Genomic DNA, 12,228 nt, shown 5'->3' on the forward strand with positions numbered 1-12,228 from the left:
TCAGGCAGCCCTTTTCGAAAGCAGCAAGCGATAAAGTTCGACATATTTTTCGGCGCTTTTGTCCCAGGAGACATCGGCCTTCATACCCTGGCGCTGGATCGAGGCCCAGACCGCCGGCCGCGCATGCGCCTCGACCAACCGCCGGATGGTATGCAGCAATGCGCCGCCATTGTTCGGCGCGAACTGGAAACCGGTGGCGACGCCCGCCGAAAGTGCGGCCTCGTTGGCGTCGATGATGGTGTCGGCGAGACCCCCGGTGCGGGCGACGACCGGAACGCAGCCATAGCGCAGGCCATAGAGCTGCGTCAGCCCGCAAGGCTCGAAACGCGACGGGATGACGATTGCGTCGCAGCCGGCCTGCATGATGTGGGAGAGGCTTTCGTCATAACCGATGACGACGCCGACGCGACCCCGGTGCCGCGCGGCCGCGGCAAGGAGCGAACCTTCGAGGCCGGCATCGCCCGACCCAAGAATCGCCAGCCGCGCCCCCCGCTGAACGATGCCGTCGACGACCGCCGCCAGAATGTCCATGCCCTTCTGCCAGGTCAGCCGGCTGACGACGCAGACGATCGGACTGCCGTCCACCTCCAGGCCGAACCGCTCTTCGACCGCTTTGCGGTTCTTGGCCCGCGCTGTAAGCGTTTCGGCCGAATAATTGGCGACCAGATGCTTGTCGGTCTGAGGGTTCCAGATATCGATATCGATGCCGTTGACGATGCCGTAGAGGTCGCTGGCGCGCATGTTGATCAGGCCGTCGAGGCCCATGCCGAATTCCGGCGAGCGTATCTCCTGCGCATAGGTCGGGCTCACCGTGGTGATAGCCCAGGCCGCCTGGAGACCGGCCTTGAGAAAGCCGACGCCGCCGTAATATTCGACACCGTCGAGCTGCATAGCCACGCCCGGGAGGCCGAGTTCGCCGAAGATACCGGCGCCGAACTGGCCCTGGAAGGCCAGGTTGTGCACCGTGATAAGCGACGGCACGCCGACGGCCTTGCCGTAGCGCATATAGGCGAGCGTCATCGCCGATTGCCAGTCATGGGCATGCACGATGTCGGGCTGGTAGCCGGAGATAGCGCCGCCCGCGATGTCGCCGCCGGCCTGGCTGAGCGCCGCGAAGCGCCGCCAATTGTCGGGCCAGTCGGCGCCGGAGGCGGTTCCGTAAGGGCCCCCCTGGCGATCGAAGAGATGCGGCGCGTCGAGCACGAAGAGCTCGAGGTCGCCGACCTTGACCGCATGGATCGAAGCCTTGCCGCCCTGCAGCAGCGGGTACTGGTAGACGGGTTTCTTCTTGGCGAAGGCGGCCATCACGACAGGATAGCCGGGGACCAGCGTGCGCATCGCCACGCCCTTCCCGGCCAGTGCGATCGGCAGGGCGCCGGTCACGTCGGCAAGCCCGCCGGTCTTGATCAGCGGGAAGATTTCGGGCGTGACCGACAGAACCTGCATGCGTCTAACGATCCACTGCTAAAGTGACAACTTGGTGATGGGACCGACAGCTAACCGAACCGACAGCCTATCGGTCAGGTTGACAGCTTGTTGACCATGTCCTGAGTGATCAGGCAGATGCCCTTTTCCGACACCCGAAAGCGCTTGGCGTCGAGCGCCGGATCCTCGCCGACCACCAGCCCCTCCGGGATGTGTACGCCATGGTCGATGACGACGCGCTTGAGGCGGGCGTTGCGACCGACCTGGACGTCGGGCAGCATCACCACTTCCTCGAGCTTGGAATAGGAATTGATGCGGGCGCCCGTGAAGATCAGGCTTCGGCGCAGCGAAGCGCCGGAGACGATACAGTCGCCGGACACCAGCGAGGAGATCGCCTCGCCGCGGCGGCCATCCTCGTCATGCACGAACTTTGCCGGCGGCTTCAATTCGGCATAGGTCCAGATCGGCCAGTCGCGGTCGTAGAGGTCAAGCTCGGGCGTGACGTCGGTCAGGTCGATATTGGCTTCCCAATAGGCGTCCACGGTCCCGACGTCGCGCCAGTAGGGCTCGGCCTCATGCGAGGAACGCACGCAGGACTTGGCGAAGCGGTGGGCGATCGCCTTACCGTGCTGCACGATGTAGGGGATGATGTCCTTGCCGAAGTCGCGGCTGGAGCCGGGCTCGGCCGCGTCGCGGCGCAATTGCTCCATCAGGAACTTGGTCTTGAAGACGTAGATGCCCATCGAGGCGAGCGCGAATTCCGGCTTATCCGGAATGCCCGGCGGATCGGCCGGTTTTTCGACGAAGGCGATGATGTTGTCCTTGGCATCGACATGCATGACGCCGAAGCCGGTCGCCTCCATGCGCGGCACCTCCAGGCAGCCGACGGTGACGTCGGCGCCGGCGTCGACATGCTGGCGCAGCATCAGCTCGTAATCCATCTTGTAGATGTGGTCGCCGGCGAGGATGACCATATATTCGGGCCCATAGGCCTCGATGATGTCGATGTTCTGGTAGACGGCGTCGGCCGTGCCTTCATACCATTGCGTTTCCGAGACGCGCTGCGATGCCGGCAGGATGTCGAAGCTTTCGTTTCGCTCGGGCCGCAGGAAGTTCCAGCCGCGCTGCAGGTGGCGGATCAGCGAATGCGCCTTGTATTGGGTGGCGACGCCGAGGCGGCGGATGCCTGAGTTCAGCGCATTGGAGAGGGCAAAGTCGATGATGCGCGTCTTGCCGCCGAAATAGACGGCGGGCTTGGCACGCCGGTCGGTCAGTTCCTTGAGGCGGCTGCCGCGGCCGCCGGCCAGCACATAGGCCATGGCATCGCGCGCCAGCGGCTGGGTTCTTTTGATCTCTGCCATTCTGTTACCCTCCCAAACAAGCTGCCCGGACCGTTGCAAGGGGCAGGATGAGACATCATCTGCTTCAGTCCGTGACGAATTCCAGCATGATCGTCGACAGCGGCGGCAGAAGCATCGTCGCCGATAGGCCGCCCCCTTCCCCGCTCGCTTCGACCATGCCGCCATTGCCCATGCCGGAGCCGCCATAATCGGCGGCATCCGTATTGATGATTTCGCGCCACTTTCCAGCCTTCGGCAACGGCACGCGATAGTTCTCGCGCGGCACCGGCGTGAAATTGGCGATGACGGCGATCGGGTTGCCGTCCGGGGCGCGGCGCAGCCAGGCGAAGACCGAATTGTCGCGGTCGTCGACGATCAGCCAGGAGAAGCCTTCCGGCTCGCAATCGCGCGCGTGCAGCGCCGGGCGCGAGCGGTAGAGGTAGTTCAGGTCGCGCACCGTCTGCCAGACGCCGCGATGCGGCGCGAATTCGAGCAGGTTCCAGTCGAGCGCGCGTTCCTCGCTCCACTCGCGGCGCTGGGCAAATTCTTGGCCCATGAACAAAAGCTTCTTGCCGGGATAGCCCCACATGAAGGCGTAATAGGCGCGCAGCGTCGCAAACTTCTGCCAATCGTCGCCGGCCATCTTGTGCAGCAGCGTGCCTTTGCCGTGCACGACCTCGTCATGCGAAAGCGGCAGCACGAAATTTTCCGAGAAGGCGTAGACCAGGCCGAAGGTGATGTCGTTGTGGTGGTGCTTTCGGTAGATCGGCTCCTTGGAGAGATACTCCAGCGTGTCGTGCATGAAGCCCATGTTCCACTTGAAGCCAAAGCCGAGGCCGCCTTCATGCACGGGATGCGACACTTTCGGCCATGAGGTCGATTCCTCGGCGATCGTCATCACGCCGGGGTGGTGGCCGTAAAGCTCCTTGTTCATTTTCTGCAGGAAGCTGACCGCCTGCAGGTTTTCGCGCCCGCCCTTCTCGTTGGGGATCCATTCGCCCGCCTTGCGCGAATAATCGAGATAGAGCATCGAGGCGACCGCATCGACGCGCAGGCCGTCGACATGGTATTTCTCGGCCCAGAACAGCGCGTTGTTGACGAGGAACGACACCACCTCGCGGCGGCCGAAATTGTAGATGGCGGTGTTCCAGTCGGGATGAAAGCCCTGGCGCGGATCGGCGTGCTCGTAGAGCGCGGTGCCGTCGAATTTCACCAGCCCGTGCTCGTCGACGGGGAAATGCGCCGGCACCCAGTCGAGGATGACGCCGATGCCGGCGCGATGCGCGCCATCGACGAAGCGGGCGAAGCCGTCGGGGTCGCCGAAACGGGCCGTCGGCGCATAGAGGCCGGTGGTCTGGTAGCCCCAGGACGGGTCGTAAGGGTGCTCCGAGATCGGCAGGAACTCGATATGGGTGAAGCCGGTGTCGACCACGTAGGGGATCAGGCGCGCGGCGAGCTCGTCCCAAGTGAGGAACGTGCCGTCATCGCGGCGCTGCCAGGAGCCGGCATGGACCTCGTAGATCGAGATCGCCTCGCGCCGGGGATCGGCTTTCTGCCAATAATTGCGATGCGGCTCGTCGCCCCATTGATGCGCCATCAGCGGCGCCGTCACCGAGGCGGTCGCCGGGCGCAGTTCCGACTCGAAGGCGAAGGGGTCGGCCTTGAGCGGCAGGCGCACGCCGTCGGGCGCGATGATCTCGAATTTGTAGGGCTGGCCGGCGACGAGATCGGGAATGAACAGCTCCCAGATGCCGGTGTCCTTGCGGTCGCGCATGGTGTGGCGGCGGCCGTCCCAGTCGTTGAAGGTGCCGACTACGGAGACGCGCCGGGCATTGGGCGCCCAGACGGCGAAATGCACGCCGGTGGCACCCTCATGGTCGATGATATGGGCGCCGAGCTTGTCGAAGAGCCTCAAGTGCGAGCCTTCGGCCATATAGTAATCGTCCATCGGGCCGAGCACCGGGCCGAAGGAATAGGGATCGGTCAGCCACCAGTCGCCGCCGGCATTCCTGGCGTGATAGCGCAGCGGCTGGCGCTTGCGGATCGAGACCTTGCCCTCGAAGAAGCCGGCATCGTCGCGGCGGGAGAGCTCGCCGGCCTCCTTACCGGTCAGCGTATAGGCGGTGACGAATTCGGCGTTGGGCACGAAGCAGCGGGCGACGAAGTCCTTGCCGGCTTCATGCACGCCCAGAACCGCGAAAGGATCGCCATGCGTTCCGGCGACAATCGCCGCGACATCGCCGGCTGGCGCCAGTCCGTCCGGCCCGCTTGTCGCAGCGGTCGCGCGCGGCTTCCTCATCAAGCGGTCGCCCTCCCCGGGCACCTTGCTCTGGCGCATACCTTGATGCGGCATGCGCTGTTCTTTGGCTTGGTGCATGTCGTGGCCCCAAAACCGCTACGCACTTTTGGGCGACATGCACCTGGACCACATTGGTTGTGGCTCATGCAATCATATCAGACGGGTACGTTCCAGATTTCTTTCGCATATTGGCGGATGGTGCGATCGGATGAGAACCAGCCGACGCGGGCGACGTTGCGGATGGCGCGCGCGTACCAGTCGGGGCTGTTGCGCCAGACGGCATCGACCTCGCGCTGGCAGGCGGCGTACGAATCGAAATCAGCCGCCACCATGAACCAGTCGCTCTGGTAGAGGCCATTCATCAGGTCGCGATAGCGGCCGGGATCGTCGGGCGAGAAGACGCCGGAGGAAATGGCCGACACCGCCTGCGACAGCTCGGACGAGGCCTCGATCACGCCGCGCGGATCGTAACCATTGTTGCGCCGGTCGGCGACTTCGGCCGTGGTGAGGCCGAAGATGAAGATGTTGTCGCCACCGACATGTTCCTTGATCTCGACATTGGCGCCGTCGAGCGTGCCGATCGTGAGCGCGCCGTTCAGCGCGAATTTCATGTTGCCGGTGCCCGACGCCTCCATGCCGGCGGTCGAGATCTGCTCGGAGAGGTCGGCGGCCGGCATCATCACCTCGGCCAGGCTGACATTGTAGTTCGGCACGAACACAACCTTCAGCAAGCCGCGCACCGACGGATCGCCGTTGATGACTTTCGCGACGTCATTGGCCAGTTTGATAATCAGCTTGGCGTTGTGGTAGCTGGGCGCAGCCTTGCCGCCGAAGAATTTCACGCGCGGCATCCAGTCCCGCTCGGGATGCGAGCGGATCTGGTCGTAAAGCGCGATCGCCTCCAGGATGTTGAGCAGCTGGCGCTTGTATTCGTGGATACGCTTGACCTGAATGTCGAACAGCGCCGACGGGTCGAGCCTGATGCCCAGCCGGTCGACGACGAGGTTGGCGAGCCGCGCCTTGTTCTGCCGCTTCACGCCGGCGAACCTCTCGCGGAAAGCCGCGTCGTCGGCGAGCGGATCGAGATCCTTGATCCTCTCGATGTCGTCCATGAAGCGGTCGCCGATCGCCTCGCGGGCAAGCGAGGTCAGGCCGGGATTGCACTGGATCAGCCAGCGTCTGGGCGTGATGCCGTTGGTCTTGTTGTTGATGCGGTCGGGATAGAGCTTGTGGAGGTCGGCGAACACCGTTTCCTTCATCAACTCGGTATGGAGCGCCGAGACGCCGTTGATCGAATGCGAGCCGACGAAAGCCAGATTGCCCATGCGCACGCGGCGGTCGCCATTTTCCTGGATCAGCGAAATGCGGGCGATCTGATCGCCCGAAAACTGGTTGGTGGCGCGGGCCTCGAGCAGCACCTGCGCATTGATGGCGTAGACGATCTGCATGTGGCGCGGCAAAAGCCGCTCGAAGAGCGGCACCGGCCAGCTTTCCAGAGCCTCGGGCAACAGCGTGTGGTTGGTGTAGGCGAAGGTGCGCTTGGTGATGTCCCAGGCAAGATCGAAATCCATGCCGTGGACGTCCATCAGAAGCCGCATCAGCTCCGGCACGGCGACCGCGGGATGGGTGTCGTTGAGGTGGATCGCCGCCTTGTCGGGCAGCGATTTCAAGTCGCCATACTGGCTCAAATGCCGCTGGACGATATCCTGCAGCGAGGCGGTCGAGAAGAAATATTCCTGCCGCAGCCTCAGCTCCTGGCCGGCCACGTGGGAATCGGCCGGGTAGAGCACGCGCGACAGCGCGTCGGCCTTGTTGCTTTCGGCCAACGCGCCGATGTGGTCGCCGGCGTTGAACTTGTCGAGCAGGATCGGGTCGATCGGCATGCCGGACCAGAGCCGCAGCGTGTTGACGCGCCTGGCGCGCCAGCCGGCCACCGGTGTGTCGTAGGCGACCGCAAGGACATGCTCGGTCGGCTTCCAGACATGGCGTTCCAGCCGGCCGTCCTTCGAGGTGATCGATTCCACCGAGCCGCCGAAGCCGACCTCGAAGGAGCGCTCGCGCCGTTCGAATTCCCAGGGATTGCCGTGGTCGAGCCAGGTTTCCGGCAGCTCGACCTGCCAGCCGCCCTGGATTTCCTGGCGGAACATGCCGTTGGCGTAGCGGATGCCGTAGCCATGGGCGGGAATGTCGACGGTCGCCATGCTTTCCATGAAGCAGGCGGCGAGACGGCCGAGGCCGCCATTGCCGAGTGCCGCGTCCGGTTCGAGGCCAGCGATCAGGTCGAGATCGACGCCGAGCGAGGACAGCGCCTCGCGCATGTTCTCCATCAGGCCGAGATTGGAGAAGGCATCGCGCATCAGGCGGCCGATCAGGAATTCGAGCGAAAGATAATAGACGCGCTTTTCCTGCTGGTCGTAGGCTTCCTTGGTGGCCTGCATCCAGTTGTCGACGATGCGGTCGCGCACAACCTTGATCGAGGCCGTCAGCCAATCATAGGGCGTCGCGACGGTGGTGTCCTTGCCGACCCGGTATTTGAGCGACATCAAGACCTCTTCGGCAAGGGTCTTGGGATCGGGATTGTCGAGGACCGGGGCTTCGATCGTCATGGCGGATTTCATTTCGCCTCTCATTCAACTGACCTGAACATAGCGGCTTTAACCGTTCCTCCCAGCTCATCTTACCGCGTTGCAGCATAGGTTCAATCGATTTAAGCAACCGCCCCTGCCCGGCCACCGCGACGATACGGCGCGATCAGACCTCCAAAACCTCCGGCGGAGCCTTGGCTCCGGTCATGAAGGCGACGGCGTCGGACATTGTGTATTGCTTCGGATCGATGACGGCGAGGCGACGGCCCAGGCGGTGGATGTGGATGCGGTCGGCCACCTCGAAGACATGCGGCATGTTGTGCGAGATGAGCACGATCGGCAGGCCGCGCTTCTTGACGTCGAGCATCAGCTCCAGCACGCGGCGGCTTTCCTTGACGCCGAGCGCCGCGGTCGGTTCGTCCATGATGACGACGCGGCTGCCGAAGGCGGCCGCGCGGGCAACAGCAACACCCTGGCGCTGGCCGCCCGACAGCGTCTCGACCGACTGGTTGATGTTCTGGATCGTCATCAGCCCGAGCTCGGACAGTTTCTCGCGGGCGATGCGCGCCATGGCCGAGCGGTCGAGCCGGCGCAGCCATTGCCCGGCAAAGCCGGGTTTGCGCAGTTCGCGGCCGAGAAACATGTTGTCGGCGATCGACAGCGCCGGCGACAGCGCCAGGTTCTGGTAGACGGTCTCGATACCGGCCATGCGCGCCTCGATCGGCGAGCGGAAATGCACCGGCTGGCCGTTGAGCTCGATCGCGCCGGAATCCGGGATGACTGCGCCGCACAGCGCCTTGACCAGCGTCGACTTGCCGGCGCCGTTATCACCGATGACGGCGAGGATCTCGCCGGGCATCAGGTCGAAATCGGCGTTATCGAGCGCGACCACCCTGCCGTAGCGCTTGTTGAGGCCTTTGGCCTGAAGAATTGGCTGCTGCGTGCTCATGCCGAAATCTTCCTGATCCACTGATCGATGGTGACGGCGAGGATGATGAGGATGCCGACGGTGAACTCCTGCCAGAGCGAATCGACACCGGCGAGCGCGAGACCATTGCGGAAGACACCGACGATCAGCGCGCCGAACAGCGTGCCGACCAGCGAGCCGCGGCCGCCGAACAGCGAGGTGCCGCCGATCACCACGGCGGTGATGGCATCGAGGTTGGCGGTCTGGTTGCCGAGCGGGCTTGCCGCACCGATGCGGCCGATGAGCGCCCAGGCAGCGACGGCGCAGATGAAGCCGGCGAGCGTATAGACGGCAATGAACACGCCGCGCGTGTTGATGCCGGCGAGACGGGCGGCTTCGTCGTCGTCACCGGTCGCGTAGACATGGCGGCCGAAGGCGGTGCGGTTCAATACATACCAGATGATCAACGCCGTCAGGATCATGGCGATGGCGCCGTAGGTCAGCACGGCGCCGCCCCCCAGTCTGATCGTGTGGCCCAGCCATTGCAGCAGCGGTCCTGCCGCCTCAATGTCCTGGGCGCGTACGGTCTCGGAATGCGAGACGTAGATGACCATCGCGCCGTAGACACTCCAGGTGCCGAGCGTGACGATGAAGGGCGGCAGCTTGATAACCGCCACCAGGACGCCATTGATCAGGCCGCAGACAAGGCCGGTCAGCAGGCCCAGCACGAAGCTCAATTCGACCGGCACGCCATAGGTGACGGTCAGCCGGCCCATGACGATGGACGACAGCACCATCATGGCTCCGACCGAAAGATCGATGCCGGCGGTGAGGATGACCAGCGTCTGGGCGATGCCCAGAAAGGCGATGATGGTGACCTGCTGCAGCACCAGCGAAAGATTGAACGGCGCAAAGAAGCGTCCGCCCGCCACGATCGAAAAGATCAGAATACCGATGACCAGGACGATGAACGGGATGGCCGTAGGATATTCATGCAGGAAGCGCTGGATGTTCTTCAGCGCCGAGCCGCGGTCTTCGTCGAAGCTCGCCACGGACTGGTCGTGGCCCTGAAGGCCGCGCTCGGCCGAGACCGAGCCGGTTGCGTCGTCACTCATTTATCCCCTCCCAGGATCCCGTGTTTCGGGAAAGGGCGGCCGGAGCCGCCCTTTCGGTGAGTTTAGTCCTTTATCGCGGGTCTTAGGAAGGCATCAGCCCCAGCAAAGTTCCGCGCCCTTCTTGCTGTCGATCGACTCGACGCCCTTGACGGGCTTGTCGGTGATCAGCGTGGCGCCGGTGTCGAAGAATTCCTTGCCGGGGGTCGGCTTCGGCTTCTCGCCGGTCTTGGCGAATTTCTCGATCGCTTCCATGGCCATGGCGGCCATCTTCAGCGGGTATTGCTGCGAGGTCGCGCCGATGACGCCGGCCGCGACGTTCTTGACGCCCGGGCAACCGCCGTCGATCGAAACCACCAGCACCGAGCCGTCATCCTTGCCAGCCGCCTTGAGCGCCTGGTAGCCGCCGGCCGCCGCCGGCTCGTTGATCGTGTACATGACGTTCACGTCCGGGCACTTCTGCAGCAGCGTCTCCATGGCGGTGCGGCCGCCATCCTCGGCGCCGCCGGTCATCTCGTGGCCGCAGATGCGCGCGTCATCCTCGTCGCCGTATTTCTTCGGATCCTTGATGTCGATGCCGAAGCCCTTCATGAAGCCCTGGTCGCGCAGATAGTCGACGGTCGGCTGGTTGGTGGCGAGATCGAGGAAGGCGATCTTGGCGCTCGAGGCCTTGTCGCCCAGCGTGCCCTTGGCCCACTCGCCGATCAGTTCACCGGCCTTGAAATTGTCGGTTGCGAAAGTGGCATCCGCGGCATCGATCGGGTCGAGCGGTGTGTCGAGCACGATGACCAGGAGACCGGCTTCGCGCGCCTTCTTGATCGTCGGCACGATGGCACTGGAGTCGCTCGGCACGATGGCGAAACCCTTGGCGCCGGCCGAAATCAGGTTCTCGATGGCCGCGACCTGGCTGTCATTGTCGCCGTCGAACTTGCCGGCAAAGGTCTGCAGAGTGAGGCCGAGCTCCTTGGCCTTGGCCTGCGCGCCCTCGCGCATCTTGACGAAGAACGGATTGCCTTCGGTCTTTGTGATCAGGCCGACGATGTCGGCGGCATACGAGGCCGTGGCCATCGCGCCGTAAAAGGCAAGGCCCGCAACGGCCGCCTTCAGGATAGTCCATTTACGCATGATTTCCTCCCAGTGAACCACCTTCGGCGCCGGCCAACCGGCGCCTGCGGAGCGCCCACCGAAGTTCTCCCAGCATGGGCGCAATGTCAAAAGACACCAGTCCGCAACCGCTGTCAATAATTAAATCACTCTTATTTATTATTGACACACTTGCGTTGTTCACTCATTCTGAACGAAAAGCGTCGCGGGGAAACAGACGGGAGGAACAGGGTGGAGACCGGCATTGCGAGGCACGGTTCGCCCGAGGCTATGGAAAGCCGGCTGCATCGCGGCACCAACCAGAGCGGCATGCGCGACCACAATGAGCGGCTCGTGCTGTCCTTGGTGCGCCAGCACGGCAGCCTGGCCAAATCCGATATTGCGCGCATGACGGGGCTGTCGGCCCAGACGGTGTCGGTCATCATGCGCGAGCTCGAGGAAGACAAGCTGCTCGTGCGCCAGGCGCCGCTGCGCGGCAAGATCGGCCAGCCTTCGATCCCGATGGCGCTCAACCCGGAAGGCGCCTTCTTCATCGGCCTCAAGATCGGCCGGCGCTCGGCCGAGCTCGTGCTGATCGACTTCCTCGGCAATGTGCGCGCCATGCTGCAGCATTCCTACCGCTATCCGGCGCCGCGCGAGACGGTCGAGTTCGTCACCGCCGGCATCAAGGCGATGCGAAGCGAGCTTACGCCGGCTCAGGACAAGCGCATTGCGGGACTCGGCATCGCCATGCCGTTCGAGCTGTGGAACTGGGCCGACACGGCGGGCGCGCCGCGCGAGATCATGGACGAATGGCGCCATCGCGACATCCGTGCCGACATCCAGGCGCAGTGCGAGTTCCCCGTCTACCTGCAGAACGACGCGACGTCGGCCTGCGGCGCGGAACTCGTCTTCGGGCGGGCGGGCGGAGCGCGCGACTTCGTCTATTTCTACATCGGCGCCTTTGCCGGCGGCGGCATAGTGCTCAACGGCCGCCTCTACAGTGGTCCCAAAGGCAACGCCGGCGCGCTGGGCTCGATGCCGGTGCCGGGCCCGGACGGCAAGCCGACGCAACTCATCGACGTCGCTTCGATCGCGATGCTGGAACGGGCAATCTCCGCAAAGGGCATCGACGGCTCGTATCTTTGGACCTCGCCGCAGGAATGGGGCGAGATCGGCGCCGATCTCGACGAGTGGATCGCCAGCGCCTCGCGGGCGCTTGCCTACGCCATTGTCGCGGCCTCGTCGGTCATCGATTTCGAAGCGGCGGTCATCGACGGCTGGATGCCGCTCGATGTGCGGCGCCGGCTGGTCGATGCCGTGACGGAAGCGATCGCCACCATCGACGCCGAAGGGCTGAAGCTGCCTGTCGTTCGCGAGGGGACGGTCGGCATCCACGCGCGCGCCATGGGCGGCGCCAGCCTGCCGCTTTCCGAGCGCTTCCTGATCGGACCGAACACGTCCGGGGGCGCCTGAC

The 12,228-nt window shown here is 64.2% G+C and carries 8 protein-coding genes; 1 reads left to right on the forward strand and 7 read right to left on the reverse strand.

Annotated features, from left to right (window positions below):
• The 7 genes from glgA to P9273_RS15250 form a co-directional block, all read right to left on the reverse strand.
• Positions 1-1,446, reverse strand: a complete 1,446-nt coding sequence (gene glgA / locus P9273_RS15220) for a glycogen synthase GlgA (RefSeq protein WP_278049638.1) — start codon at positions 1,444-1,446, stop codon at positions 1-3.
• Between the two features lie 74 nt (positions 1,447-1,520).
• A complete protein-coding gene (gene glgC, locus P9273_RS15225; protein ID WP_278049639.1) occupies positions 1,521-2,786 on the reverse strand; it encodes a glucose-1-phosphate adenylyltransferase in 1,266 nt (421 codons plus the stop codon).
• A gap of 64 nt (positions 2,787-2,850) precedes the next feature.
• Positions 2,851-5,064 (reverse strand): 1,4-alpha-glucan branching protein GlgB, encoded by a 2,214-nt coding sequence (gene glgB, locus P9273_RS15230; protein ID WP_278049640.1) that lies wholly within the window; start codon positions 5,062-5,064, stop codon positions 2,851-2,853.
• Positions 5,065-5,219: 155 nt separating this feature from the next.
• Positions 5,220-7,682, reverse strand: coding sequence for a glycogen/starch/alpha-glucan phosphorylase (locus P9273_RS15235; protein WP_278049641.1), 2,463 nt, complete (start codon positions 7,680-7,682; stop codon positions 5,220-5,222).
• A 133-nt stretch (positions 7,683-7,815) separates the two neighbouring features.
• The gene (locus P9273_RS15240; protein WP_041002301.1) at positions 7,816-8,598 is read right to left on the reverse strand and encodes an ATP-binding cassette domain-containing protein; all 783 of its coding nucleotides are present in this window, start codon (positions 8,596-8,598) and stop codon (positions 7,816-7,818) included.
• On the reverse strand, positions 8,595-9,671 hold the full coding sequence (locus P9273_RS15245) for an ABC transporter permease (RefSeq protein WP_041002303.1): 1,077 nt from the start codon (positions 9,669-9,671) through the stop codon (positions 8,595-8,597). The genes P9273_RS15240 and P9273_RS15245 overlap by 4 nt, the downstream gene beginning before the upstream one ends.
• Before the next feature lie 93 nt (positions 9,672-9,764).
• Entirely contained in the window at positions 9,765-10,793 is a 1,029-nt protein-coding gene (locus P9273_RS15250) for a sugar ABC transporter substrate-binding protein (protein WP_278049642.1), read from the reverse strand.
• A gap of 210 nt (positions 10,794-11,003) precedes the next feature.
• Between P9273_RS15250 and P9273_RS15255 the strand changes: the two genes are divergently transcribed.
• On the forward strand, positions 11,004-12,227 hold the full coding sequence (locus P9273_RS15255; RefSeq protein ID WP_041002308.1) for an ROK family transcriptional regulator: 1,224 nt from the start codon (positions 11,004-11,006) through the stop codon (positions 12,225-12,227).
• The last annotated feature ends 1 nt before the right edge of the window (position 12,228 follow it).

This window comes from Mesorhizobium sp. WSM4935, assembly GCF_029625735.1.
In the GTDB taxonomy this organism is placed as follows: domain Bacteria; phylum Pseudomonadota; class Alphaproteobacteria; order Rhizobiales; family Rhizobiaceae; genus Mesorhizobium.